General features: G+C 73.5%; 19 protein-coding genes. 9 read left to right on the forward strand and 10 right to left on the reverse strand.

All coding sequences use genetic code 11. The features are described from left to right. Positions 1 to 29: 29 nt before the first annotated feature. The 5 genes from ABL310_RS02110 (at position 30) to ABL310_RS02130 (ending at position 6411) form a co-directional block, all read left to right on the forward strand. Positions 30 to 1331 carry a sugar ABC transporter permease gene (locus ABL310_RS02110; RefSeq protein ID WP_349370068.1) on the forward strand — a complete coding sequence of 434 codons (1302 nt, stop codon included), beginning with the start codon at positions 30 to 32 and terminating at the stop codon, positions 1329 to 1331. Further along, positions 1328 to 2092, forward strand: coding sequence for an ATP-binding cassette domain-containing protein (locus tag ABL310_RS02115; RefSeq protein ID WP_349370069.1), 765 nt, complete (start codon positions 1328 to 1330; stop codon positions 2090 to 2092). The genes ABL310_RS02110 and ABL310_RS02115 overlap by 4 nt, the downstream gene beginning before the upstream one ends. 22 nt (positions 2093 to 2114) lie before the next feature. Continuing rightward, on the forward strand, positions 2115 to 3554 hold the full coding sequence (gene xylB, locus ABL310_RS02120) for a xylulokinase (protein ID WP_349370070.1): 1440 nt from the start codon (positions 2115 to 2117) through the stop codon (positions 3552 to 3554). After that, positions 3551 to 4852 carry a xylose isomerase gene (gene xylA / locus ABL310_RS02125; RefSeq protein WP_349370071.1) on the forward strand — a complete coding sequence of 434 codons (1302 nt, stop codon included), beginning with the start codon at positions 3551 to 3553 and terminating at the stop codon, positions 4850 to 4852. The genes xylB and xylA overlap by 4 nt, the downstream gene beginning before the upstream one ends. Before the next feature lie 233 nt (positions 4853 to 5085). Further along, positions 5086 to 6411, forward strand: coding sequence for a cytochrome-c peroxidase (locus ABL310_RS02130; protein ID WP_349370072.1), 1326 nt, complete (start codon positions 5086 to 5088; stop codon positions 6409 to 6411). A 67-nt stretch (positions 6412 to 6478) separates the two neighbouring features. On the opposite strand, the gene ABL310_RS02135 is transcribed toward ABL310_RS02130, so the two are convergent. The 7 genes from ABL310_RS02135 to ABL310_RS02165 all read right to left on the reverse strand — a co-directional run bounded on the left by ABL310_RS02135 (position 6479) and on the right by ABL310_RS02165 (position 14532). Then, complete coding sequence (locus ABL310_RS02135; protein ID WP_349368221.1) at positions 6479 to 7834, reverse strand: IS1182 family transposase; 1356 nt, start codon at positions 7832 to 7834, stop codon at positions 6479 to 6481. A gap of 56 nt (positions 7835 to 7890) precedes the next feature. Continuing rightward, entirely contained in the window at positions 7891 to 9537 is a 1647-nt protein-coding gene (locus ABL310_RS02140; protein WP_349370073.1) for a BCCT family transporter, read from the reverse strand. 187 nt (positions 9538 to 9724) lie between these two features. Further along, positions 9725 to 11029 (reverse strand): serine hydroxymethyltransferase, encoded by a 1305-nt coding sequence (gene glyA / locus ABL310_RS02145; RefSeq protein WP_349370074.1) that lies wholly within the window; start codon positions 11027 to 11029, stop codon positions 9725 to 9727. A 26-nt stretch (positions 11030 to 11055) separates the two neighbouring features. Further along, positions 11056 to 11955: a bifunctional methylenetetrahydrofolate dehydrogenase/methenyltetrahydrofolate cyclohydrolase FolD gene (locus ABL310_RS02150; protein WP_349370075.1), complete on the reverse strand. Its 900-nt coding sequence runs from the start codon at positions 11953 to 11955 to the stop codon at positions 11056 to 11058. Continuing rightward, on the reverse strand, positions 11945 to 12886 hold the full coding sequence (locus ABL310_RS02155; RefSeq protein ID WP_349370076.1) for an electron transfer flavoprotein subunit alpha/FixB family protein: 942 nt from the start codon (positions 12884 to 12886) through the stop codon (positions 11945 to 11947). The genes ABL310_RS02150 and ABL310_RS02155 overlap by 11 nt, the downstream gene beginning before the upstream one ends. A gap of 2 nt (positions 12887 to 12888) precedes the next feature. After that, complete coding sequence (locus ABL310_RS02160; RefSeq protein WP_349370077.1) at positions 12889 to 13638, reverse strand: electron transfer flavoprotein subunit beta/FixA family protein; 750 nt, start codon at positions 13636 to 13638, stop codon at positions 12889 to 12891. Between the two features lie 108 nt (positions 13639 to 13746). Next, positions 13747 to 14532 carry a 23S rRNA (adenine(2030)-N(6))-methyltransferase RlmJ gene (locus ABL310_RS02165; RefSeq protein ID WP_349370078.1) on the reverse strand — a complete coding sequence of 262 codons (786 nt, stop codon included), beginning with the start codon at positions 14530 to 14532 and terminating at the stop codon, positions 13747 to 13749. A 332-nt stretch (positions 14533 to 14864) separates the two neighbouring features. Between ABL310_RS02165 and ABL310_RS02170 the strand changes: the two genes are divergently transcribed. Next, a complete protein-coding gene (locus ABL310_RS02170) occupies positions 14865 to 15677 on the forward strand; it encodes a BTAD domain-containing putative transcriptional regulator (protein WP_349370079.1) in 813 nt (270 codons plus the stop codon). Between the two features lie 74 nt (positions 15678 to 15751). After that, positions 15752 to 16036 carry a hypothetical protein gene (locus ABL310_RS02175; RefSeq protein WP_349370080.1) on the forward strand — a complete coding sequence of 95 codons (285 nt, stop codon included), beginning with the start codon at positions 15752 to 15754 and terminating at the stop codon, positions 16034 to 16036. A 10-nt stretch (positions 16037 to 16046) separates the two neighbouring features. Here the strand turns inward: ABL310_RS02175 and ABL310_RS02180 are convergent, their stop codons facing one another. From ABL310_RS02180 to ABL310_RS02190, 3 genes are read right to left on the reverse strand one after another with little or no spacing between them, the layout of a single operon-like run. Further along, positions 16047 to 16499 (reverse strand): DUF3291 domain-containing protein, encoded by a 453-nt coding sequence (locus ABL310_RS02180; protein ID WP_349370081.1) that lies wholly within the window; start codon positions 16497 to 16499, stop codon positions 16047 to 16049. A 3-nt stretch (positions 16500 to 16502) separates the two neighbouring features. Then, positions 16503 to 16940: a DUF1801 domain-containing protein gene (locus ABL310_RS02185; RefSeq protein WP_349370082.1), complete on the reverse strand. Its 438-nt coding sequence runs from the start codon at positions 16938 to 16940 to the stop codon at positions 16503 to 16505. Next, complete coding sequence (locus ABL310_RS02190) at positions 16927 to 17466, reverse strand: hypothetical protein (protein WP_349370083.1); 540 nt, start codon at positions 17464 to 17466, stop codon at positions 16927 to 16929. The genes ABL310_RS02185 and ABL310_RS02190 overlap by 14 nt, the downstream gene beginning before the upstream one ends. A 141-nt stretch (positions 17467 to 17607) precedes the next feature. Here ABL310_RS02190 and ABL310_RS02195 point away from each other — a divergent pair, with 141 nt between their 5' ends. Next, positions 17608 to 23871, forward strand: a complete 6264-nt coding sequence (locus ABL310_RS02195) for an SDR family NAD(P)-dependent oxidoreductase (RefSeq protein WP_349370084.1) — start codon at positions 17608 to 17610, stop codon at positions 23869 to 23871. Then, positions 23868 to 25028 carry an aminotransferase class V-fold PLP-dependent enzyme gene (locus tag ABL310_RS02200; protein ID WP_349370085.1) on the forward strand — a complete coding sequence of 387 codons (1161 nt, stop codon included), beginning with the start codon at positions 23868 to 23870 and terminating at the stop codon, positions 25026 to 25028. The genes ABL310_RS02195 and ABL310_RS02200 overlap by 4 nt, the downstream gene beginning before the upstream one ends. Position 25029 lies beyond the last annotated feature (1 nt).

Raw genomic sequence — 25029 nt, forward strand, 5'->3', positions numbered from 1 at the left:
AGCGCGCCTCTCCCGCGAAGGAGGCGCCGATGACCGCCGCCACGGCCCACGCGCCCGCGACGCCGAAGAAGAAGAGCCTGTTCGCCGCGCTGGAGATCGACACGCGCCTGCTCGGCATGATCGGCGCCTTCGTGATCCTCGCGCTCGCCTTCAACTTCGTCACCGACGGGCGCTTCCTCACCCCGCGCAACATCTTCAACCTGACGATCCAGACCGTCTCGGTCGCCATCATGGCCACCGGCATGGTCTTCATCATCGTCACCCGCCACATCGACCTCTCGGTCGGCTCGCTGCTCGCGACCTGCTCGGCCGTCATGGCGATGGCGCAGACGGCGATCCTGCCGGACCTGCTGGGCGTCGGGCTGAACAGCCCGATCGTGGCGGGCCTCGCCGTCGTGATCGGGCTCGTCACGGGCACGCTGATCGGGGCCTTCCAGGGCTGGCTCGTCGGCTACCTGCTGATCCCGGCCTTCATCGTCACGCTGGGCGGGCTCCTGGTCTGGCGCAACGTCGCCTGGTACCTGACCAACGGCCAGACGATCGGGCCGCTGAACGAGACCTTCCTCCTCTTCGGCGGCATCAACGGCACGCTCGGCGAGACGCTCTCCTGGGCCTTCGCGCTGGTGGCGACGGTCGGCGCGCTGTGGGCGCTCGTCGCCTCGCGGCGCAACAAGGTCGCCCACGAGATGCCGGTGAAGCCGTTCTGGGCCGAGGGCGCGATCGCCGGCCTGATCGCCGTCGCGATCTTCGGCTTCGTCGCGACGCTGGTCGCCTACGAGATCCCGTCGGGGCGGCTGCGGCGCATGTTCCAGGAGCGCGGCGAGGCGCTGCCGGAGGGCCTCAGCCTCGGCTACGGCATCCCGATCTCGGTGCTGCTGCTGATCGTGCTCGCCGTGATCCTCACGACCGTCGCCCGCAAGACCCGCTTCGGCCGCTACGTCTTCGCCACCGGCGGCAATCCCGACGCGGCCGAGCTGTCGGGCATCAACACGCGCATGCTCACCGTCAAGGTGTTCGCGCTGATGGGCTTCCTCTGCGCGCTCTCGGCGGTGGTCGCCTCGGCGCGCCTGACGAACCACACGAACGACATCGGCACGCTCGACGAATTGCGGGTCATCGCGGCCGCGGTGATCGGCGGCACGGCGCTGTCGGGCGGCGTCGGCACGATCTACGGCGCGATCCTCGGCGCGCTGATCATGCAGTCGCTCCAGTCCGGCATGGCGATGGTGGGGGTCGACGCACCCTTCCAGAACATCGTCGTGGGCATGGTGCTGGTCGTCGCCGTCCTCGTCGACATCATCTATCGCAGACGCACGGGAGGGAAGGGATGAGCGCGGATCGCGGTACGCCGCTCGTCGAGATGCGCGACATCTCGCTCGCCTTCGGCGGCATCAAGGCGGTCGACCACGTCACGGTCGACCTCCATCCCGGCGAGGTCGTGGGCCTCCTCGGCCACAACGGCGCCGGCAAGTCGACGCTGATCAAGTGCCTCTCGGGCGCCTACCAGATGGATTCCGGCGAGATCCTGATCAACGGCAAGCGGGCGACGATCAACAACCCGCGCGACGCCAGGCGCTACAACATCGAGACGATCTACCAGACGCTGGCGCTCGCCGACAATCTCGACGCCTCCGCCAACCTCTTCCTCGGCCGCGAGCTGACGAACGCCCTCGGCATGATCGACGAGGCGCAGATGGAGGCCGAGACGCGCAAGATCATGGGCCGGCTCAACCCGAACTTCCGCAAGTTCAACGCGCCGGTCTCCGCGCTCTCCGGCGGCCAGCGCCAGTCGGTGGCGATCGCGCGCGCGGTCTACTTCAACGCCAGGATCCTGATCATGGACGAGCCCACGGCGGCGCTCGGCCCGCAGGAGACGCAGATGGTCGCCGAGCTCATCGACGAGCTCAAGCGCCAGGGGCTCGGCATCTTCCTGATCGACCACGACATCCATCAGGTGAAGGCCCTGTGCGATCGCGCCGCCGTGATGAAGAACGGCGCGCTCGTCGGCATCGTGAACGTGGCGGAGGTCACGGAGGACGACCTGCTCGGCATGATCATCGCCGGCAAGCAGCCCGAGCACCTCGCGGCCTGACGGATACGGAAAGCGGCGGATCATGACGGTCATCGGGCTCGATCTCGGCACGTCCGGGCTCAAGGGCGTCCTCGTCGGCGAGGATCAGGCGGTCCTCGCCGAGGCGAGCGCCCCGCTCTCGGTCTCGCGCCCGCACGAGGGCTGGTCGGAGCAGAACCCCTCCGACTGGCTCGCCGCGGCCGAGAGCGTGATGGACCAGCTCGCGAAGCACGGACTCTCCGAGGTCCGCGGCATCGGGCTTTCGGGCCAGATGCACGGGGCGACGCTGCTCGACGCCGCCGACGAGGTGCTGCGCCCCTGCATCCTGTGGAACGACACGCGCGCCCACGCCGAGGCCGCCGCCCTCGACGCGGACCCGCGCTTCCGGCGCATCACCGGCAACATCGTCTTCCCCGGCTTCACCGCGCCGAAGCTCGCCTGGGTCGCGGCGCACGAGCCCGCGACCTTCGCCAAGGTCGGGCGGGTGCTCCTGCCGAAGGATTATCTGCGTCTGTGGCTCACGGGCGAGCACGTCGCGGAGATGTCGGACGCCGCCGGCACCAGCTGGCTCGACACGGGGGCGCGCGACTGGTCGGACGACCTCCTCGCCGCGACGGGGCTGACGCGGGCGCACATGCCCCGGCTCGTCGAGGGCTCCGAGGTCTCCGGCACGCTCCGCCCCGCCCTCGCCGTACGCTGGGGGCTGCCGGAGGGCGTCGTCATCGCCGGCGGGGGTGGGGACAACGCGGCGTCGGGCGTCGGCGCTGGCGTGGTCGAAGCCGGCGAGGCCTTCGTCTCGCTCGGCACGTCCGGCGTGCTCTTCGCCGCGGCGGAGGGCTACGCGCCCGCCCCCGAAACGGCGGTGCACACCTTCTGCCACGCGCTGCCGAACGCCTGGCACCAGATGGGCGTCATCCTCGCCGCGACGGACGCGCTGAACTGGTACGCCCGCCTCGTCGGCGCGGACGCCGCCGCCCTCACCGCAGAGCTGGGCGCGCCCACGGCGCCGGGGCGCACCCTCTTCCTGCCCTATCTCGGCGGCGAGCGCACGCCGCTCAACGACGCGTCGATCCGCGGCGCGTTCCTCGGCCTCGAGCACGAGACGAACCGCGCGGCCGGCACCCGCGCCGTGCTCGACGGCGTCGCCTTCGCGCTCAGGGACTGCCGCGACGCCCTCGCGGCCACCGGCACGCGCATCGACCGGCTGATCGCGCTCGGCGGCGGCAGCCGCTCGGAGACCTGGCTCGCCACGATCGCGACGGCGCTGGGCGTCCCGGTCGACGTCCCCGCCGCCGGGGATTTCGGCGCGGCCTTCGGCGCGGCTCGCCTCGCCCTGATGGCGGCGACCGGGGCGGGGCCCGAGATCGCGACGCCTCCGCCGATCGCCCGGCGCATCGCGCCGATCACCGATCTCACCGCCGCCTACGACGACGCGCATGCGCGCTACCGCGCCGCCGCGCGAGCCATCGGGAGCCTGTCATGACCGACTTCTTCGCCGGGATCGCCCCCGTCCGCTACGAGGGGCCGCAGAGCGAGGCCGAGCTCGCCTTCCGCTGGTACGACCCGGACCGGGTCGTCATGGGCAAGCGGCTCGAGGACCACCTGCGCTTCGCGGTGGCCTATTGGCATTCCTTCGCCTGGCCGGGCGGCGACCCGTTCGGCGGCCAGACCTTCGAGCGGCCGTGGTTCGAGGACGGAATGGCGGCGGCGAAGCTGAAGGCGGACGTCGCCTTCGAGCTGTTCGATCTCCTCGGCGTCCCGTTCTTCTGCTTCCACGACGCGGACGTTCGCCCCGAGGGCGCGAGCTTCGCCGAGAGCCGGCGGAACCTCGAGGAGATCGTCGATTATTTCGCCGGCAAGATGGAATCGTCGCGGACGAAGCTCCTCTGGGGCACGGCGAACCTGTTCTCGCACCGCCGCTTCATGGCCGGCGCGGCGACGAACCCGGACCCGGACGTCTTCGCCTACGCCGCCGCCACGGTGAAATCCTGCATCGACGCCACCCACAAGCTCGGCGGGCAGAACTACGTGCTCTGGGGCGGGCGCGAGGGCTACGAGACGCTGCTCAACACCGATCTCGGCCGCGAGGCGGAGCATGCCGGGCGGTTTCTTTCGATGGTGGTCGAGTACAAGCACAAGATCGGCTTTCCCGGCACGATCCTGATCGAGCCCAAGCCCCAGGAGCCCACGAAGCACCAGTACGACTACGACGTCGCCACGGTCTACGGGTTCCTGCGCCGCTTCGGGCTCGAGGGCGAGGTGAAGCTCAACATCGAGCAGGGCCACGCCATCCTCGCCGGCCATTCCTTCGAGCACGAGATCGCGCTCGCGGCGAGCCTCGGCGTCTTCGGCTCGATCGACATGAACCGGAACGACTACCAGTCCGGCTGGGACACGGACCAGTTCCCGAACAATCACCCGGAGGTGGCGCTCGCCTATTACGAGATCCTGCGGGCCGGCGGCTTCACCACCGGCGGCACCAACTTCGACGCGAAGCTCCGCCGCCAGTCGCTCGACCCCGTCGATCTGGTGGCCGCCCATGTCGGCGGCATGGACGTCTGCGCCCGCGGGCTGATCGCGGCCGCCGCCATGCTGGAGGACGGCGGCCTCGAGCGCATGCGCGCCGAGCGCTACGCCGGCTGGGACCGGCCGGAGGCGCAGGCGATGCTGTCCTCCGACCTCGCCGCGATCGCCGCGCGCGTCGAGGCGGAGGGGATCGACCCGCAGCCGGTCTCTGGCCGGCAGGAGCGGCTGGAGAACCGGGTCAACCGCTTCGTGTGAGGAGAGGGCGAGCGATGGATGAAGGCCGCGACGCGCTCTCCTTCCCTGTAGGGGAAGGTGTCTCGGCGAAGCCGAGACGGATGGGGCGCGCCGAAGGCGCGTTCGGCGAAGCCGAAACGGTGCAGGGCGAGACGGCGCAGGGTGGCCCGATTTCCGCTGCGCGGAACACGCCTTCGGCGTGCCCCATCCGTCCCGCCGCTTCGCGTCGGTCCACCTTCCCCTACAGGGAAGGAGTGAGCATCGCCGCCCTCGCTCTCCTCCTAGCCACCCCCGCCGCCGCGCTCGACCTCCCGCGCGCGCCGACCGACGCCGATTATCGCCCCGTCGACCGCCAGGAGGCCGAGCTCGGCCGGCTGCTGTTCTGGGACCCGATCCTGTCGGGCAACCGCAACATCTCCTGCGGCACCTGCCATCACCCGAAATTCGGCACCTCCGACGGGCTCTCGCTCGGCATGGGGGAGGGCGGGCGCGGGCTCGGGCCGGAGCGCGTCGTCGATCCGCAGAACCTCCCCGAGCAGCGCATCCCGCGCAACGCGCCGGCGCTCTTCAACCTGGGCGCCCACGAATTCACGGTGATGTTCCACGACGGGCGCATCGAGGAGGACCCCTCCCGCCCGTCGGGCCTGCGCACGCCGCTCGAGGACGAGATGGTGACGGGCTTCGCCACGCTCCTCTCGGCGCAGACCATGTTCCCGGTGCTCTCGCCGGACGAGATGGCCGGGCACTATTCCGAGAACGAGATCTCGCGGGCGGTGCGCCAGGGCCTGATCACCGGCGAGGGCGGGGCCTGGGACCTGATCTCCGAGCGCGTCGCCGCCATCCCGGAATACCAGGCTCTGTTCGAGGCGGCCTATCCGGAGATCGCGGCGGGGCGCCCCATCGCCTTCACCGACATCTCGAACGCCATCGCCGCCTTCGTGGAATTCGAATGGCGGGCCGACGCCTCGCCCTTCGACGCGTATCTGCGCGGGGAGGGCGCGCTCGCGCCGCAGGCGGAGGCGGGGATGCGCCTGTTCTACGGGGAGGCCGGCTGCGCCACCTGCCATGCGGGCCCGTTCCAGACCGATCACGGCTTTCACGCCATGGCCGCCCCGCAGCTCGGCCCCGGCAAGGCGGAGCGCTTCGAGAGCCATGCCCGCGACGTCGGCCGCATGCGGGTGACGAACGACCCCGCCGACGCCTACGCCTTCCGCACGCCGTCCCTGCGCAACGTGGTGGAGACCGGCCCCTGGGGCCATGCCGGCGGGCATTCGGATCTCGCGGCGTTCCTGCGCTTCCACGCCGATCCGGCGGCGGGGCTCGCGGCCTACGCCCCCGACGCGACGCTGCCGGACTTCGCGCCGGCGAAGCCCGATTTCGCCCCGCTGGCCGACGTCGCCGAGACGGCCGCCATCATGGAGGCGGCCTCGCGAGACGCCCCCGCGGGAGCGGGGGCCCTCGACGAGGCCGAGGTCGCGGCGCTGATCGCCTTCCTCGAGAGCCTGACCGACGAGGACGCGATCGCGGGACGGCTCGGGATTCCCGAGACCGTCCCGAGCGGGCTCGCGGTGGACCGCTAGGAGGCTGTCCAGCTAATTCGTTCTGCGACGCGAGTGCGTTTCGTTCGCGGGACGCGTTCGCCCCGTCTCATCCGGCCGGCCTCGGTCGGTTGTGAGCGGCGACGAGCTTCGCGATGTTGTGAGCGGTGCAGACGAGCGCCCATTCGGCCCTGACGGCGCCGAGGCCGCGCAAGAGGAGCTGGCGCATCCCGCGATCCTGCTTGATCTGCCCGAAGACGGGCTCGACGACCTGCTTGCGCAGCCTGTAGCGGCTGCGCCGCCCGGCGCGGGCGAGCGTCTCGGCCATGGCCCGGGTCAGGGGTGATTTCGAGAGGCGCCGCTCGGTCGCCGGGACCCCGGTGGCGTGCTTGGCGCGGCCGACGGCGACGTAGGCGCGGATGCGGCGCGCCTTCAGGGCGCCGAGGTTCGCCTCCGAGCAGAAGCCGGCGTCCGCCGAGATCTCGCGGGGCTTGGCTCCGAGATTGCGGCGCACGGCGTCCACCAGGGGGACGAGGGCGTCGACGTCGCCCGGATTGCTCTGGAGGCGGTGGGCGACGATCACCTGGTGGGCGGCGTCGACGGCGATCTGGGCGTTGTAGCCCTGGATGAAGCCGTCGCGGGTCGGCTGGATGCGGCTGTCGGGGTCGGTGAAGTTGCGCTGCGCCTTGTCCGGCGGGCCGCCGTCGGGCGCGCGCTTGGGCCGCCCGCGATCCTGCATGCCGCTGGAGGGACCGGGGCCGTCCTCGTCCTCGCCGCCCGCCGGCGCCGCCGCCTCGGCCTCCAGCGCGGCCTTGGCCGCCCGGATCCGCTCCAGCCGGCGCAGCTTGTCCGCCGCCCAGTCCGGCATCTCGTCCCCGCGCCGCTCGCCGTGCGCGGCATCCTCCTCGCGGTCCGCCGTCTCGGCCCGGTCGAGCCAGCCCGCCACCGCATCGGCCAGCGCCGGCTCCGCGCTCTTCATGCGGCCATAGCTCATCGCCTTGTGCCGCGAGGCGTTCGCCTTGATCTTCGTGCCGTCCAGAGCGACGTGCCCGAGCTGCACCAGTCCCGCCGCCCGGCACAGGCGCAGCACCTGCTCGAACAGGCGCCCCAGCGCCTTGAGATGGCGCTTGCGGAAGTCCGCGATCGTGCGGAAGTCCGGCCGCTGCAGGCCCGTCACCGCCATGAAGTCGACCCGCTCCTCGCAGGCTCGCGCCAGCTGGCGCGAGGAGTAGACCCCGCGGCTGTAGCCGTACAGCAGAAGCGCCACCATCATCGCCGGATGATACGGCGGATAGCCTCGCAGCTCGATGTAGGCGCTCAGGATATCCCGCAGATCCAGCCCCTCACGCACCGTCTCGCGCACGAAGTGCGCCGCGTGCCCAGGCGGGACGAAGTCGTGAATGGACGGCGGCAGAAGCCAGCTCTGCTCGACATCCCAGGGGCGAAACGTCTTGCTCGTGCTCATGAAACAAGAGAATCACGACCGGATTCCCACGTCCAGAAAATTACTCGGACAGCCTCCTAGGCCCTGGCGCGCTTCGGCGCGAGGCTGCGCTGGATGGCGCGCTCGCTGGCCAGCCCCTTCACCAGCGCGACGCAGGCGCCGAGCAGGACGAAGGTGAAGGGAAAGCCCGTCGACACCGCCATGGCCTGGAGCGCCACGAGTCCGCCGCCGAGCAGCAGCGCGATGGCGACCATGCCCTCGAACAGGCACCAGAACACCCGCTGGGGCGTCGGCGAGTCGGTCTTGCCGCCGGCGGTGATCGAGTCGATCACGAGCGAGCCCGAATCCGACGAGGTGACGAAGAACACCACCACCAGCACGATGCCGACGAAGGAGGTCACGGCGGTGAGCGGGAAGCCCTCGAGCAGCGCGAACAGCTTCAGCTCGAGCGGCGCGTCGGCGACGAAGGCGCGGCCGTGGGCGACGATCTCGTCGATGGCCGTGCCGCCGAGCGCCGTCATCCACAAGACGGTGACGAGCGAGGGGATCAGCAGCGTGCAGGTGATGAACTCGCGCACGGTGCGCCCGCGCGAGACCCGCGCGATGAACATGCCGACGAAGGGCGACCAGGAGATCCACCAGGCCCAGTAGAACGAGGTCCAGCCCTGGGCGAAGTTCGCGTCCTCGCGGCCGACGGGGTTCGCCAGCGCCGGCAGGTACTCGATATAGGCGACGAGGTTGTCGACGAAGCCGGTCAGGATCAGGGCGGTGGGGCCCATCACGATCATGAACAGCATCAGCAGCGCCGCGAGCGTGATGTTGAGCTCCGAGAGCCGGCGCACGCCGACCTCGAGGCCGAGCACCACCGACAGGAGCGCGACGAGGGTGATGCCGATGATCAGCAGCACCTTGGTGCCTTCCGTCGCCGGCACGCCGAACAGGAACTCGATGCCGGCCGAGGCCTGCTCCGCGCCGAAGCCCAGCGAGGTGGCGAGCCCGAACAGCGTCGCGAACACGGCGAGGATGTCGATGACGTGGCCCGGCCAGCCCCAGATCCGCTTGCCGAGGATCGGGTAGAAGATCGAGCGCACCGTCAGCGGCAGGCCGCGGTTGAAGGCGAAGAGCGCGAGCGCGAGGCCGAGCACGGCGTAGATCGCCCAGGGGTGCAGGCCCCAATGGTAGATCGAGGCCGCCATGGAGAGGCGCATCGCCTCGGCCGGATCGTTGGGCGCGCCCGCGAGCGGCGCCCAGCTCGCGGCCGTGCCCGCATCGGGGGCGACGGCGGCGGAATAGTGCGAGATCGGCTCGGCCACGCCGTAGAACATCAGGCCGATGCCCATGCCCGCCGCGAACAGCATGCTGAACCAGGGCAGGAGCCCGAAATCCGGCTTCGCGTCGGCGCCGCCGAGGCGCACCTTGCCGTAGGGCGAGACCACGAGGACGAGGCAGACCACGACGAAGACGTTGGCCGCCGCGAGGAAGAACCAGTCGAAGGCCGAGGTCAGCGTCGGCCGCAGCCAGCCGAAGAAGCTCGCGGCTTCCTCCTGGAAGGCGAGCGTGAAGACCACGAACAGGACCGAGACGAGCCCGGAAATGATGAAGACCGGGTTGTGGACGTCGACCTCGAAGGGGCCGAACCGCCTTTGGATGTTGTCTTGACCGACGACGTAGCCGTGCTCGTGCGAGCCCGCCTCACGCCCGTCACCGGGACCGAGGTTTGCCATTCTTCCCTCCAGAAGAGACGAGATGCCCGGCTTTGCCGGACGATTGGTCTGCGCACGTCGGACGCGTGCTTGGAGAAGATTAGACAGACAAACTTCGGGGAATACGCGGATGGAGGCGACGGGTTCTTGCCTTGACCCGACGTTTACGGGCCCGGCGGCGGCGACCGCCGCCGGGCTTTGGGGGACGTCACAGCCCGGGATAGAGCGGGAAGCGGTCGCAGAGCGCCTTCACCTCGGCGCGCACGGCCGCCTCGTTCTCGGCATTGCCCTCCTCGCCCGCCTCGGCGAGGCCGACGAGGACGCGGGCGATGAGGTCCGCCACCGTGCGGAACTCGGCCTCGCCGAAGCCGCGGGTGGTGCCCGCCGGCGTGCCCAGACGGATGCCCGAGGTGATCGCCGGCTTCTCCGGATCGAAGGGGATGCCGTTCTTGTTGCAGGTCAGCCCCGCGCGCTCGAGCGCCGCTTCCGCCGCCTTGCCGGTGACGCGCAGCGGGCGCAGGTCGACGAGCACGATATGGCTGTCGGTGCCCCCCGAGACGATGGCCGCGCCGTGCTCGACGAGCCGCGCGGCGAGCGCCCTCGCGTTGCCGATCACGCGCGCCGCGTAGGTCTTGAAGGACGGCTCCAGCGCCTCGCCGAAGGCGACCGCCTTGGCGGCGACGACGTGCATCAGCGGGCCGCCCTGGGCGCCCGGGAACACCGCGGAGTTGAACTTCTTGGCCAGATCCGCGTCGTTCGTCAGGATCACGCCGCCACGGGGCCCGCGCAGGGTCTTGTGCGTCGTCGTGGTGACGACGTGGGCGTGGGGCATCGGCGAGGGGTAGACGCCCGCGGCGACGAGGCCGGCGTAATGCGCCATGTCGACCATGAACAGCGCCCCGACCGCATCGGCGATGGCGCGGAAACGGGCGAAGTCGATGACGCGCGGATAGGACGAGCCGCCGGCGATGATCAGCTTCGGCTCGTGCTCGCGGGCGAGGCGCTCGACCTCCTCGTAGTCGATCAGCCCGTCCTCGCGGCGCACGCCGTACTGGACCGGCTTGAACCACTTGCCGGAGAGCGTCGGCGGCGCGCCGTGGGTGAGGTGGCCGCCGGCGGCGAGGGACATGCCGAGGAAGGTGTCGCCCGGCTGGAGCAGGGCCAGGAACACGGCCGCGTTCGCCTGCGCGCCCGAATGGGGCTGGACGTTGGCGAAGCCCGCGCCGAAGAGCCGGCAGACGCGCTCGATGGCGAGCGCCTCGACGGTGTCGGCATGCTCGCAGCCGCCGTAATAGCGCCGGCCGGGATAGCCCTCGGCGTACTTGTTGGTGAAGACGGAGCCCTGCGCCGCGAGCACCGCCTCGGAGACGATGTTCTCCGACGCGATCAGCTCGATCTGGTCGCGCTGGCGGGTCAGCTCGGCGTCGAGCGCGGCGAAGACCGGGTCGGCGAAGCCGGTGGCCCGGGGCGCCTCGGCGGCGGCGAGGGCGGCGGGAGCGGTATGGGTGTTCATGGGCGCGTTCCTCGTGCTTGAAGGGGTCACTCGGCCGCTGCGGCGAGCGGCAGGCCGCGGCGGCGACGGGCGGCCTCGAGGGTGTTCTCGAGCAGGCAGGCGATCGTCATCGGGCCGACGCCGCCGGGGACCGGCGTGATCGCGCCGGCGATCGCCGCGACCTTCTCGAAGGCGACGTCACCGACTAGGCGCCCGTCGGCGAGCCGGTTGATGCCGACGTCGATGACGGCGGCGCCTGGCCCGATCCAGTCCGCCGTCACGAGCCCGGCCCGGCCGGCGGCGGCGACCACGATGTCGGCCGTGCGGCACTCGCCCGCCGGATCGGCGGAGCGGGAATGGGCGATGGCGACGGTGCAGTCCGCCTGGACGAGGAGCTGCGCCATCGGCCGGCCGACGATGGCCGAGCGGCCGACGACGACGGCGCGCTTGCCGCGCAGGTCTCCGAGCGTCTCGCGCAGCAGCACCATGCAGCCCCTGGGCGTGCAGGGGACGAGCCCCGGCAGGCCGGCGGCGAGACGGCCAACGTTCGTCAGCGTGAAGCCGTCGACGTCCTTGGCCGGGTCGATCGCCTCGATCACCGCCACCTGGTCGATCTGCGCCGGCAGCGGCAGCTGCACCAGGATGCCGTCGACCGTGGCGTCGGCGTTGAGGCGGGCGATCAGGGCGAGCAGCTCCGCCTGGCCGGTCTCGGCGGGCAGGCGGTGGATCTGCGAGACCATGCCGGCCTCGCGGGCCGCCTTCTCCTTGGCCTTGACGTAGACCGCGCTCGCCGGGTCCGCGCCGACGAGGATCACGTCGAGGCGCGGCGCGAAGGGCGCGGCCGCGATCGCCTCGGCGAGGCGGGCGCGCAGGCCCGCGGCCACGGCGCGGCCGTCGATGATGCGCGCGCCGGGGATCTGGGGGTGGCGCGCCGTCTCAGCCGGCATCGGAGAGGACCTTCGCCATTTCGGGGGCGATCTCGAACAGATCCCCCACGAGGCCGTAATCGGCCACCTGGAAGATCGGGGCTTCCTCGTCCTTGTTGATGGCGACGATGACGCGCGAATCCTTCATGCCGGCGAGGTGCTGGATGGCGCCGGAGATGCCCACCGCGATGTAGAGGTCGGGCGCGACGACCTTGCCGGTCTGGCCGACCTGCCAGTCGTTGGGCGCGTAGCCCGCGTCGACCGCGGCGCGCGAGGCGCCCATGGCCGCGCCGAGCGTGTCGGCGATGGGCTCGATATAGGTCTTGAAATTCTCCGTCGAGCCGAGCGAGCGGCCGCCGGAGATGATGATCTTGGCCGACGTCAGCTCGGGCCGGTCGGAATGGGCGATCTCCTCGCCCTTGAAGGTCGACAGGCCCGGATCCTCGGCGGCCGGGACCTGCTCGACCTTCGCGGAGCCCCCGGTCCCCACCGCCTGGAAGGAGGCGGTGCGCACCGTGATCACCTTCTTCGGCTCGGCGCAGGTGACGGTCTGGAGCGCGTTGCCGGCGTAGATCGGCCGCTCGAACGTGTCGGGGGCGACCACCTTCACGATGTCGGAGACCTGCATCACGTCGATGAGCGCCGCGACGCGGGGCATGACGTTCTTGCCCGTGGTCGAGGCCGGCGCGACGAGCGCGTCGTAGCGCTCGGCCAGCGCGACGATCAGCGCGGCGAGCGGCTCGGCGAGAAACCGCTCGTAGGCGGGCGCATCGGCGTGGAGCACGGTCTCGACGCCCTCCAGCGTCGCCGCCGCCTCGGCGACGGCGCCGGCGCCGGAGCCCGCGACCAGCACGTGCACGGGCGAGCCGATCTCGCGGGCGGCGGCGAGCGTCTTGTGGGTCGCGTCCTTGAGGGTCGCGTTGTCGTGTTCGGCGAGGACGAGGATCGCCATGGTCAGAGCACTCCCGCTTCGTTCTTGAGCTTGCCGACGAGCTCGGCGACCGAGCCGACCTTGACGCCGGCCTCGCGCTTGGGCGGCTCCGTCGTCTTCACCACGGTGAGCCGCGGGGCGACGTCGACGCCGAGCGCGTCGGGCGTCGTCTCCTCGAGCGGCTTCTTCTTGGCCTTCATGATGTTGGGCAGCGACGCGTAGCGCGGCTCGTTGAGGCGCAGGTCCGTCGTGACGATGGCGGGGAGCTTCAGCGAGACCGTCTGGAGGCCGCCGTCGACCTCGCGCGTGACGTCGATCGTGCCCTCGGCGGGCTCCACCTTCGAGGCGAAGGTGCCCTGGGCCCAGCCCAGCAGCGCGGCGAGCATCTGGCCGGTCTGGTTGCAATCGTCGTCGATCGCCTGCTTGCCCATGATCACCAGGTCAGGGCTCTCGTTGCCGACGATCGCCTTCAGCAGCTTCGCCACCGCGAGCGGCTCGACCACGCCGTCGGTCTTGACCAGGATGCCCCGGTCCGCGCCCATGGCGAGCGCCGTGCGGATCGTCTCGGCCGATTGCTGCGGCCCGATCGACACCGCCACGACCTCGGTGGCGACGCCCTTCTCCTTGAGCCGGATCGCCTCCTCGACGGCGATCTCGTCGAAGGGGTTCATCGACATCTTCACGTTGGCGAGGTCGACGCCGGACCCGTCGGGCTTCACCCGGATCTTCACGTTGTAGTCGACCACCCGCTTGACAGGCACCAGGATCTTCATGCGCTCGCCTCCCGAGGACTGTTTTCGTCCTACGACGGCGCGCGCGGGCGCGATCGCGCCGGAGCGGCGCGCGCTAGCGTGAAAACGACATGCGCGGCGTGGGCGCGCTCAGGCGGGGGGCACGATCCAGTCGCGGCGAAAGGCGCCCGTCGCCCGCGCGCCGAAGGCGTCGAGGAGCTGCGGCCCGAGCGCGTCGAGGAAATCGGGCAGCGTGTAGGGCGGGTTGACGATCGCGAGCCCGCCGCCGACCAGCGTGCCGTCGAGGGGGCGCAAAGCCAGCTCGACCCGCAGCGTCTCGACACCGGTCTGCGCCAGCGGCGCGGCGATCCGGGCGGGGACGTCCGGGTCCTTGAGCGGATACCAGGCGATGTAGGTTCCCGTCGGCCACTTGCGCACGGCCTTGGCCAGCGCCCGGCCGAGCCTGTCCGCCTCGTCGCGCTTCTCGAAGGGCGGATCGACGAAGACGAGCCCGCGCCGCTCCGGCGGCGGCACGAAGGCGCCGATCGCCTCGTAGCCGTCGCGATGGTGCACGGCGACGCGCGGGTCGTCGCGCAGGGCGGCGCGCAGGATCTCGACGTCGGCGGGGTGCAGTTCGCAGGCGACGAGCCGGTCCTGCGGGCGCATCGTCCGCCGGACGATCTCGGGCGAGCCGGGATAGAAGCGCAGCGCCCCGCCCGGATCGAAGCCGCGCACGAGGGCGAGATAGTCCCGCGCCGCCGGCGGGTCGGCGCGGGCGACGCGCAGGATGCCGCCCTCGGCCTCGCCGGTCTTGCCCGCCTCCTCCGAGCGCAGGTCGTAGCCGCCGATCCCCGCATGGGTGTCGAGCACGAAGAACGGCTTCTCCTTGCGGCCGAGATGCGCGAGCACGGCGACCAGCGTCGCGTGCTTCAGCATTTCGGTGTGGTTCCCCGCGTGGTACGCGTGGCGATAATTCATCGAGGGCGAGCGTTCCGGCCGATTTGCGAGCCGCTCCTATACAGGCCCGCCGCGTCGTTTGCCAATGAGGCGCGAAGGCCGATCGGGCGGTGCGCCGGTCGGTGCTGGCCTTCGCTCCAGGCCATGCGCAACACGCCTTGAGATAGCATAATATGGTTACTCAGTGGTTGTGCGTATGGCGCGAGTGACGCTACCGTGATTGTGTCGTGATCAAGGCCTTTTCAGCTGTGGTTGATTGTCGCGTCTCAGCACACAAGAATCCGCAAGACACACCGCATGGGAGGGCAACCATGCTGAGAGTCACTCTGCTGGGTGGGGCTGCGTTCACGGTCGACCAGGCGATGGTGAGGACGGATCTCGGTCCGGCCGGACGGCTCCTCGCCTGCTTCCTCTTCGAGTTCATGGGCCAGACGCATCGTCGCGAGCGGCTGGCGGACCTGTTCTGGGGCGAGCTCGAGCCGGAGAAGGCGCGCTCGGCGCTCAACACGGCGGTCTGGCGCATCCGCAAGATGCTCGACCGTTCCGGCGCCAAGGGCGCGAACCGGCTCGTCACCATCGGCGACGACGTCGTGCTGGAGCCGGCGGACTTCATCGAGGTCGACACCCACGCCCTGGAGAGCGCCTTCCGCCGTGCGGTGGGCGGGCGCGGCGCCGGCCCCTTGAGCGCGCGCGACGAGGACGAGGTCGGCGACGCGGTGGCGCGCTATCGCGGGCCGTTCCTCGACGGCGACGACGGCGACTGGGTGCTCCAGGAGCGCGAGCGGCTGCACTGCCTGTTCGTGCGCTCGACGCTGGAGCTGATGCGCGCGGCGGCCCGGCGCGGCCTGCACGAGAACGCCCTCGATTGCGGGCGGCGGATCCTGGCGCTCGACCCGCTGCGCGAGAGCGTCCAGCGCGAGGTGATGCTGCTCCTCGTCCTCAACGGCCAGCGCGCCGACGCCATCCACGCCTACCAGCGCCTGCGCGGCCTGCTGAAGGCGGATCTCGGCATCGAGCCCATGCCGGACACGAGGCGGCTGCATCACGACATCGTCTCCGGCGCGATCTTCGAGAATCTCGGCGCCTATGCCGGCTCCTATTTCGGCGAGGCGACCACCTGCTAGCCGGGTGATCCCGCCGTGATCTCCCCGGGGTCGACCGCCGCTAAGCTCGGGCGTCACCAATGGGGGACGAGCCGATGAACCCCGTGCGACCGGAGGACGCCCAGTCCTTCCTGCTCCGGTTCTGGTACGAGCGCAGCGAGACCGGGCCGAGCCAATGGCGCGGGGCGGTGTGGAGCCAGTCCCTCGGCCCGGACGACCCGCACCTGCCGGTCGCCGATCCCGAGCAGGCCTTCGAGATCGTGCGCCGGGCGCTCGCCGGCGCGGCGCCGGCGGACGGCGCGCCGCCGGAGAGCCCGCCGGCGCCGGCCGGGTTCTGGCGACGGCTCGTGACGAGGCTGCGCGGCGTCGGCCGTCGCTGAGGGCGGCGCGTCAGCGGCGAAGCGCGTAGGCGAAATCGAAGGCGTCCGGCCCGGCGCCTTCCTCGCGCAGGCGGGCGAGGCGGGCGAGGCCTTCCTCCAGGCTCGGCCGGTGATCCGGCGCGATCCACCACATCACCGCATGCGGCGCCTGCGGGGGCGCGAACCATGCGGCGCGCCGGGCGCGGACCACGCGGTGCACGGTCCGCTCGAGATAGGCGCGCAGGTCCCCGAGCGTCTCCCAGACGGAGAGATTGACGATGGTGCGCGGGTCCGGGCCGGAATTCATGCGCCCCGACGGGTCCGGCAGGCGCCAGACGAAGCCCGGGCTGCGGTCGGCCGCGCCGTTGACCAGCGCGACCGCCTTGAGGAAGTCCGCCATGCGCGGATCGTCGAAATCGTAGAGCGAAGCGGCCACGTTGAGCTGCGCCAGGAGGCGCGCTCCCGGCTCGGCCGCGGCGCCCACGGCTCAGCCTCCGGCGGCGGCGGCGCCACCGCCGCCCGCCTTCGGCTTCGAGGCCGTGACGATCTCCTCGAGCACGCCGAGATCGAGCTTGTCGAGCCGCTTCAGGTAGAGGCAGGTGACGCCGGTGTCGTGGGGGCCGAGCCGCGGGAGCTTCTCCTGCACCTCCGGCCGCGACAGCGGCAGGTAGAGCACCATGCGGTTCGAGCGGGGGGAGAAGGCGAGGCCGGGCGCCCGGCCCTCGCCGCCGTCGGCGAAGGCGTAGGTGGTCTCGCCGAAGCCGACGATCGAGGGGCCCCACATCACCGGCTCCTCGCCGGTGACCCGGCGCATCATGTCGAGCAGGAGCCGGGCGTCCTCGCGCCGGCCCTTGTTCGGCACCGCCTCGATGAAGGCGCCCACGTCGGCGTCGGTGGGCAGGGTCTTGTTCTCACGTCGCGCCATGAGCGTGAATGTCCTCCAGGCTGACGCCGGTCGGCACCCGCTCCAGCTGGAAGACGTCGGCGCCGAGCCCGTCGTCGGGGATGTCGTCGTAGTCGTCCGAACGGTTCTCGGGACGGATGTGGCACTTCTTTCCGTCCCAGTACCACGTCTGCGTGAAATGATCGTCGTCCTCGAAGCGGAACGTCAAGCCCGTCATGCGCAATGCGTCGGGATGGCTCAGGTTCGAGGCGCCGACGTACCGGAAGGCGACGGTGTCGTCTCCCTCCAGCTCGGCGCGCATGTGCGGCTGGTTGCCGAGCGTGCAGTAATGGGTCAGCACCAGCTCCTCGCCGTCGAGATGGTAGACGGTCACCATCTCGTCCTCCATCAGCTTGCCCTTGAAGAAGTGCCGGTAGCGCTCGATCACCGCGCTGTGCTTGCCCGTCACCTCGTAGCTGAGGTGGATCGTCTTGCCGTCGCTGGAATGCCCGTGCCAGCGGCCTTCGAGGGCGCGCAGGCGGGCGAAGGCGTCACGGGGCGTCATCATCGCGTCTCTCCTCCGCAGGATCTCGGCCGAGGATAGCGGCGCGCCGGCGCGGGGGGGCGCGCAATCTCCGACAAGTCCGCCGCGCCGCGCGCGCCTAACCTTCCCAGGACGCGCCGGTGGGCGCGAGGAAGGGGGCTCGCCATGCGCCACGAACGGCCCCGCGCCGGGGATCCGACGCCCGATGCCGCCGACGGCCGCGACATCGCGATCGTCGGCCTCGCCTGCCGCCTGCCGGGCGCGCCCGACGCGCCCGCCTTCTGGGCCATGCTGCAGGCGGGCGCCGACGCCGTGCGCGAGATCCCGCCCGAGCGCTGGGACGCGGCGCGCTACTACGCGCCGGCCCACGGCCGGCCCGGCAAGGCGGCGACGCGCTGGGGCGCCTTCCTCGACGGGATCGACCTGTTCGACGCGGCCTATTTCCGCATCAGCCCGCGCGAGGCCAAGAGCCTCGACCCGCAGCAGCGCCTCCTGCTCGAGGTCGCCGCGGAGGCGCTCGAGAACGGCGGGCTGAGCCCGGATCGGCTCGCGGGCAGCCGGACGGGGGTCTATGTCGGCATCTGCGGCAGCGAGTACGCCACGCTCGCCGGGGTCGGCGACGACTACGCCGCCATGGACAAGTATTACGGCACCGGCACCGCGCTGAGCGTCGCCGCCGGGCGCATCGCCTACGCCTTCGATCTCGCCGGCCCGGCGATCTCGGTGGAGACGGCCTGCTCGTCCTCCCTCGTCGCGGTCCATCTGGCGGTCGGCGCGTTGCGGCAGGGCGAGGCGGACCTGTGCCTCGCCGGCGGGGTGAACGTGGCGCTCTCCCCGGCGGTGGGGATCTACTTCTCGCAGGTCGGCGCGGTCTCGCGCGAGCCGGCCTGCCGGCCCTTCGACGACGCCGCCGACGGCTATGTCCGCGGCGAGGGCTGCGGGCTCGTGGCGCTCAAGCGCCTGCCGGACGCGATGCGCGACGGCGATCGGGTGCTCGCGGTGATCCGCGGCAGCGCCGTGAACCAGGACGGGCGCAGCGCCGGGCTCACCGCCCCGAACGGCGCGGCGCAGGAGGCGGCGATCCGCGCCGCCCTCGCCGATGCGCGTGTCGCGCCGCAGGCCGTCGGCTACGTCGAGACCCACGGCACCGGAACGCGGCTCGGCGACCCGATCGAAGCCAACGCCCTCGGCGCCGTCTACGGCCGCGCGCCCGGGCGGCGCGAGCCGTTGCGGCTCGGGGCCGTGAAGGGGAACATCGGGCATCTCGAGGCCGCCGCCGGGATCGCCGGGCTGATCAAGGCCGTGCTCGCGCTCCAATCCGGGACCGTTCCCCCGCAGCCGAACCTGCGGGTGCGCAACGCGGTGGTCGACTGGGAGGCCCTGCGGCTCGACGTCCCGACGGCCGCGCGGCCCTGGCCGACGCGCGGCCCGGACGGCGCGCCGGCGCTCGCGGCGGTGAGCTCCTTCGGCTTCAGCGGCACGAACGCCCACGTGGTGCTCGCCCCGCCGCCGGCCGTCCCGGCGCGCGCGGCGGAGCCGGCGCTCACCGGCGGGCTGGTCCTGCCGGTCTCGGCCCGCGCCCCCGGCGCCCTCGCGGCGCTCGCCGAGGCCTTCGCGCGTCGGCTGGAGGGCGCCTCCGACGCCGAGGCCGCCGCCCTGTGCCGGGCGACGGCCCTGCGCCGGGCGCATCATCTGTTCCGGCTGTGCGCCGTCGGCGCGGACGCGCAGGGCCTCGCGGCCGATCTCCAGCGCCGGGCCGCGGAGGCGCGGGACGCCCGGGCGCGGGCCCGCGACGAGACCGGGGCCCTCGCCTTCGTCTTCTCCGGCCAGGGATCGATGTGGATCGGCATGGGCGCGGCGCTCGCCGCCTACCCGCAGGCGCGCGCCTGCCTCGCCGAGATCGACGCGCTCGTCGCGCAGCAAGCGGGCTGGTCGCCGCTCGCGGCGATGGCGTCGGAGGCGGGCGGGCCGGACGGGGCGATCGAGACGACGCAGGTCTGCGTCTTCGCGGCGCAGATCGCGCTGTTTCGCCAGCTCGCGGCATGGGGGCTCCAGCCTGCGGCGGTCGCGGGCCATTCCATGGGCGAGATCGCCGCGGCCTGCGCCGCCGGGGCCTTGACCCTCGCGCAGGCCACGCGCCTCGCCCTGGTGCGCAGCCGGCTCCTCGGCGAGGTGGGCGGGCGCGGGCTGATGGTCGCCGTCGAGATCGGGGCGGAGGAGGCCGCGCGCGCCATCGCGGAGGCGGGGCTCGCGGTCTCGGTCGCGGCGGTGAACGGGCCGGGCTCCTGCGTCGTCTCGGGCGCCAGCGCGCCGGTGCGGGACCTGACGGCGCGGCTCGAGAGCGCGGGCGTGCATTGCCGCGCCCTGCGCACCGGCGGCGTCGCGGGGCATTCCCCCGTCGTCGCGCCCTTGGCGGAGCGGCTCGAGGCCGCGCTCGCCGATCTCGCGCCGCGGGACGGCGAGGCGGCCTTCGTCTCGGCGCTCGACGGGGACGTGCGGCCCGGCCGCAGCCTCGACGCGGCCTATTGGGGGCACAATCTCGTCGCGCCGGTGCGCTTCGATCGGGCGCTCGAGGGCCTGATCGCGGCGGGCGCGCGCGACCTCGTCGAGGTCGCGCCCAAGCCGCTGCTGCTGCCGGCGCTGCGCGGGGCGCTCGAGCGGGCGGGTCTCGCGGGAGCGGCGCTGGAGACGCTGCATCCCGACAGGGAGCCGGCGGAGAGCCTGGGCCGGCTCGTCGCCGGGCTCTACCGGGCCGGGCGCGCGCTCGACTGGGCGGCGCTCCATCCCGAGGAGGGCGCCTGGAGCCCCTGGCCGAGCTACCCCTGGCAGCGCGAGCGGCACTGGATCGACCAGCTCGCGCCGCCCGCGCCGGCGACGGCGACGGCGGAAGCGGCGCAGCCGGAGCCGGACGCCGCGTCGCGCGACGAGACGGCGCTCTCCACCGTGATCGCGCGCCACGACGAGGCGGGCGTGCGCGCCGCGAACATGGCGCGGCTCGCGCCCTTCGTCCTGCTCTCCGCCGACGGCGCCTGCGCCTTCTGGCTCGCGCGGCGCGGCGGCGTCGTCCTCGCCTTCGCCTGGCTCGGGCCGGAAGCGCGCTTCGCCGAGGAGGTGGCGCGGCTGCGGGCGGATTGCGCGCGGCTGGGGCTCGCGCCCTGCCTTCTCGTCGACGCGCCGGCGGCGGCGGGGCTCGACGGGTTCCTCGCGCTCGAGGCGGGGGCGAGCCACCGGATCGCGCCGCTCGCCGGCTTCGACCTCGACGCGCCGGGGCTGAAGCGCCTGCGCGCGCGGCTGCGCCGCTATGCGGCCGACGGGGGCGGGCGCACGCAGGACTGGTCCCCGGGCCGCGACGACGCCGACGACGCCGATGCGCTCGCGCTGATCGACGGCTGGCGCGCGGCGCGGCCCCGCCCCGTGCCGGCGGCGCAGGCCGTGCGCGCCGCGATCCGGCGCGGCGAGACGCCCGCGCACGGGCGCTTCGTCGTGGCGCGCCGGGACGGGCGGATCGTGGCGCTCGTGCTGCTGACGCGCTTCGGCGCGGGAACGGGCTGGCTGCTCGACCTCGAGTTCCACGATTCCCGCACGCCGCCGGGCTGCACCGAGACGCTGGTCGTGGATTGCGTGCGGATGCTCGCGGCGGAGGGGGCGCGGGCGCTCTCGCTCGGAGGCAGCTATCGCGGGGCGCCGGGGGAGGCGGGGGACGCCGACCCGCAGAGCGCGTTCGCGCGCCAGCGCCGCTTCAAGCGCAAGCTCGGCGCGCAGGAGACGTCGATCCTGCTGTTGCGCCCGCCGGACCTGACGCCGGCGCAGGCGGACGACCTGATCGCGCTCACGGCGGGGCTCGGCGAGCCCGCGGCCCCGCGCATCGCGCGCAGGCTCGCGGATCTCCTCGCCGGCGAGGGCGCGCCGGCCCATCCGCTGCTCGGGGAGCGGCTGTCGCTCGCGGGAACGACCCGGGTGTACGAGAGCCGGATCGCGGCGGCGCACCCGCTCGCCGCGCAGCATCGGATCGGCGGCGCGGCGGTGCTGCCGGGTGCGGCGAGCCTCGAGCTCGCCGTCGCGGCCGCCTGGGACGACCGGCGCGGGCGCGCGCTCGTCCTGGAGGACGTCGTCTTCGAACGCCCCCTCGTCCTCGCCGAGGGCGAGACGGTGCGGGTGCAGACGCACCTGGAGACGCGGGGCGGCGCGCCGGTGCGCTTCTCGATCCACGCCGAGGCGGCGGGGGAGTGGGTGCGCATCGCCCATGGCGGGATCGCCTTCGCCCCGCCGGGCGAGGCGGCGACCGCGGCGCCGCAGCCGCCGGAGGCCGCCCGGGAGGTCGACCCGCAGGCGCTGCGCGCGCGGCTCGCGCAGGCGGGCATCGCCTACGGGCCGCTGTTCTCCGGGTTGCGCCGCGTCGCGATCGCGGACGGGCTGATCGCGGCGGAGGCGGCGCTCCCGGAGGGCGAGGCGCAGGGCTATCGGATGCATCCGGCGCTTCTCGACGCCGCGCTGCAGAGCTTCGCCGCCGCCGAGGACGCGCAGGCGGGAGCCGCGCGCGGGCTGATGATCCAGAGCCTCGCGCGGCTCGTGGTGCGCCGGGCGCTGCCGCAGGCGGTGCGCGTCGCCGCCGCGATCCGCTCGGAGCCGCAGGAGACGGTCGCGGCCGGCGATCTCGCGCTCTCCGCGCCGGACGGGACGGCGCTGCTCGAGGCGACGGGCCTCATCGCGCGCCCCGCGGCGGCGCCGGCACGGCTGCGGACGGCGCGGCTCGAGCCGCGCCCGATCCCGCCGCCGGCTGCGGAGCCGGGCGGCGGGATCGTCCTCCTCGCCGGCGGCGGGGCGCTCGGGGAGGCGCTCGCCGCGGCGCTGCGGGAGGCGGGGCGTCCGGTCGCGCGCGTCGACGCCTGCGCCGCCGCCCTGCCCGATGCGCTCGCCGCGCTGCCGGGGGAGACCTGGCGCGCGGCGACGCGCCTCGCGCTCCTGCCCGAGGCGGAGACGGCGGCGGATGTCGACCCGGCCGCGCTCGGTCCGCGCCTCGCGACGGCGCCGGACCTGCTGCGGCTCCTGTCGGACCGCGCCGGAGCGGGCCTGCGGACCTGGATCGTCACGAGGGGCGCGCACGACGCGGACGCGGCGACCGAAGCCGTCGGCGAAGCCGCGCTGTGGGGTCTCGGCGCCGTCTGGCGCGCGGAGGAGCCCGGCCTCTGGGGCGGCTCGTGCGATCTCGCGCGGGCCTGCCCGGACGACGCGGCGGCGGCCGCGCTCGCCGCGATTCTGCTCGGGAGCGGCGACGAGGACGCCCTGCGGGTCACCGGCGCGGGACTCGCCGGCCTGCGCCTCGTCGAGTCGCCTCCCCCGGCCGGAGCGCCGCTCGCGATCCGCTCGGACGCCGCCTACCTGGTCACGGGCTGGTCCGGCGGCGTCGGCCGACGGCTCGTCCGCCGGCTGATCGCGGCGGGCGCCGGGCGGGTGGTTCTGCTGGCGCGCACGCCGCCCGAGGCGGCGGGTCTCGCGCCGCTCGCCGCCGCGGCGCGGGCTTCGGGGACGGATCTCGTCGCCCGCGCCGGGGACGTCGCGGATCGGGCGGTCGTCGCCTCCGCCGTGGCCGCGGCCGAGCGGGAGGGCGTCGCCCTGCGCGGGGTGTTCCATGCGGCGGGAGCCCTGGCGGACGGGCTCCTCGCGACGCAGGACGAGCACGGCTTCGCCGCCGCCTGGCGGGCCAAGGTCGCCGGCGCGCTCGCCCTGCACGCGCAGACGCGCGGGCGGGCGCTCGACGCCTTCGTGCTGCTCTCCTCCGCGGCGAGCCTGTTCGGGCCGCCGGGGCAGGGCCCGCACGCCGCGGAGAGCGCCGCGCTCGATCGGCTCGCCGCCTGGCGCCGGGCGCAGGGGCTGCCCGCCACGAGCCTCGGCTTCGGCGCTTTCGCCGGCATCGGCCGCGCCGCGGCGCTCGGCGTCGACGCCCGCCTCGCCGCGGGCGGCCTGACGCCCCTCGACCCCGAGGCGGCCTTCGCCACGATGGAGGCCCTCGCGGCCGCGGACGTCGCGTCCGCCTACCTCGCGCCGGCCGACTGGCGGGCCTGGGCCGCGGCGACGCCGGACGGCGCCCGGCGCGCGCTCTTCCGCGAGGTCCTGGCCGCCGCCTCCTGCGCATCGCGCGCCGCACCGGAGCCCGACGCGGACACGTCCCGCCCCGCCGCGCCGGGCGACGTCGCCGGGGCCCTGCGGGCGAGCGTCGCCGCCGCGCTCCTGTGCGATCCGGCGGCGCTCGACGGGGAGGCGTCGCTCGAGCGCAACGGGCTCGATTCGATCATGATCGTCGAGGTGCGCGAGCGGCTCGGCCGCACGCTCGGCCGCACGTTGCCGCTGATCGACTTCTTCCGGGAGCCGAGCCTCGTACGGCTCGCGGCGCGGATCGCGACGCGGCTCGCCGAGGACGCCGCGGCGTGAGCGTCGACGCGCAAGCCCTCGCGCGCCATCGCCGCGCCTTTCCGGCGCTGGCGCAGGAGGGCGTCTACGCCGATTTCGGGGCGCGCGGCCCGATGGCGCGCGAGGCGATCGCCGCGGTGGGGGACGTGCTGGAGAGCCTTCAGGCGGTGGGCCCGGCCTCGCGCCTCGGCGCGGCCCTCGTCGCGCGGGAGATCGCGGCCCTGCGTGGCGCCCTCGCCGGCCTCGCCGGTGTCGCGCCCGAGCGCGTGGCGCTGGTCGAGAACGTCTCCCACGCCATCGCCGCGGCGGTCTGGGGCGTCGCGTGGCGGCCGGGCGAGCGCCTCGTGATCGGCGCGCACGAGCCGCCCGGGACGCGCCTCGTCGCGCGACAGGCGGCGGCGCGCTTCGGGATCGCCTGCGACGAGGTCGACCCGAACGCCGAGGGCTGGCCCGCCGGCCTCGCCGACGCCCTGCGGCCGCAGACGCGGCTCGTGGTGCTCAGCCACGTCGACTGGGCGACCGGGCGCGTCCTCGACCTCCCCGAGATCGCGCGCGTCGTCCGCGACGGGCCCGCGCCCGAGGCGGCGCTCGCGATCGACGGCGCGCAGGCGCTCGGGGCGATCCCGGTCGCTTTGGGGGACGCCGACGTCGACCTCTACGCCGGCACGGGCCAGAAATGGCTCGGCGGTCCGGACGGCGTCGGCTGCCTGATCCTCGGGCCGGGCCCGGCCCGCCTCGCGCCGAGCCTCGTCGGCTGGCGCGCGGCGGCCTATTCCGAGGCGCAGGAGGACGTCGTCCTCGCCGCCGACGCGAGGCGTTTCGAGAGCGGCACGGGCGCCGTCGCCTCGATGGCGGGCCTGCGCGTCGCCCTGCGCGTCGCCGACGGCTTCGCGCCGCTCCCCGCGCGCGCCGGGCGGATCGCGCGGCTCGGCGCGCGGCTGCGGGCGGGGCTCGCCGGGCTCGGGCCGCGGATCGCGGTTCTCGCCGGCGGTCCGGGCGGGATCGTCTCCCTGCGCGCCGCGGAGCGCGCCCCCGCCGACCTCGCCCGCGCGCTGGAGCGCCGCGGGATCGTGGCCAAGGCGCATGTCCATCCCGCGTGCCTGCGCCTGTGCGTGCACTACCTCACCACGGAGAGCGAGGTCGACGCGCTGGTGGAGGGCGTGGCGGCGTCGGCCTGAC

Source organism: Salinarimonas sp. (genome assembly GCF_040111675.1).
Classification (GTDB): domain Bacteria; phylum Pseudomonadota; class Alphaproteobacteria; order Rhizobiales; family Beijerinckiaceae; genus Salinarimonas.

Bases quoted from the DNA above. Each gene is read 5' to 3' on its own strand.
- ABL310_RS02110 (WP_349370068.1), top strand. From the start codon at position 30: ATGACCGCCGCCACGGCCCACGCGCCCGCGACGCCGAAGAAGAAGAGC.
- ABL310_RS02115 (WP_349370069.1), top strand. From the start codon at position 1,328: ATGAGCGCGGATCGCGGTACGCCGCTCGTCGAGATGCGCGACATCTCG.
- xylB (WP_349370070.1), top strand. From the start codon at position 2,115: ATGACGGTCATCGGGCTCGATCTCGGCACGTCCGGGCTCAAGGGCGTC.
- xylA (WP_349370071.1), top strand. From the start codon at position 3,551: ATGACCGACTTCTTCGCCGGGATCGCCCCCGTCCGCTACGAGGGGCCG.
- ABL310_RS02135 (WP_349368221.1), bottom strand. From the start codon at position 7,834: ATGAGCACGAGCAAGACGTTTCGCCCCTGGGATGTCGAGCAGAGCTGG.
- ABL310_RS02140 (WP_349370073.1), bottom strand. From the start codon at position 9,537: ATGGCAAACCTCGGTCCCGGTGACGGGCGTGAGGCGGGCTCGCACGAG.
- glyA (WP_349370074.1), bottom strand. From the start codon at position 11,029: ATGAACACCCATACCGCTCCCGCCGCCCTCGCCGCCGCCGAGGCGCCC.
- ABL310_RS02150 (WP_349370075.1), bottom strand. From the start codon at position 11,955: ATGCCGGCTGAGACGGCGCGCCACCCCCAGATCCCCGGCGCGCGCATC.
- ABL310_RS02155 (WP_349370076.1), bottom strand. From the start codon at position 12,886: ATGGCGATCCTCGTCCTCGCCGAACACGACAACGCGACCCTCAAGGAC.
- ABL310_RS02160 (WP_349370077.1), bottom strand. From the start codon at position 13,638: ATGAAGATCCTGGTGCCTGTCAAGCGGGTGGTCGACTACAACGTGAAG.
- ABL310_RS02165 (WP_349370078.1), bottom strand. From the start codon at position 14,532: ATGCTGAAGCACGCGACGCTGGTCGCCGTGCTCGCGCATCTCGGCCGC.
- ABL310_RS02170 (WP_349370079.1), top strand. From the start codon at position 14,865: ATGCTGAGAGTCACTCTGCTGGGTGGGGCTGCGTTCACGGTCGACCAG.
- ABL310_RS02175 (WP_349370080.1), top strand. From the start codon at position 15,752: ATGAACCCCGTGCGACCGGAGGACGCCCAGTCCTTCCTGCTCCGGTTC.
- ABL310_RS02185 (WP_349370082.1), bottom strand. From the start codon at position 16,940: ATGGCGCGACGTGAGAACAAGACCCTGCCCACCGACGCCGACGTGGGC.
- ABL310_RS02190 (WP_349370083.1), bottom strand. From the start codon at position 17,466: ATGATGACGCCCCGTGACGCCTTCGCCCGCCTGCGCGCCCTCGAAGGC.
- ABL310_RS02195 (WP_349370084.1), top strand. From the start codon at position 17,608: ATGCGCCACGAACGGCCCCGCGCCGGGGATCCGACGCCCGATGCCGCC.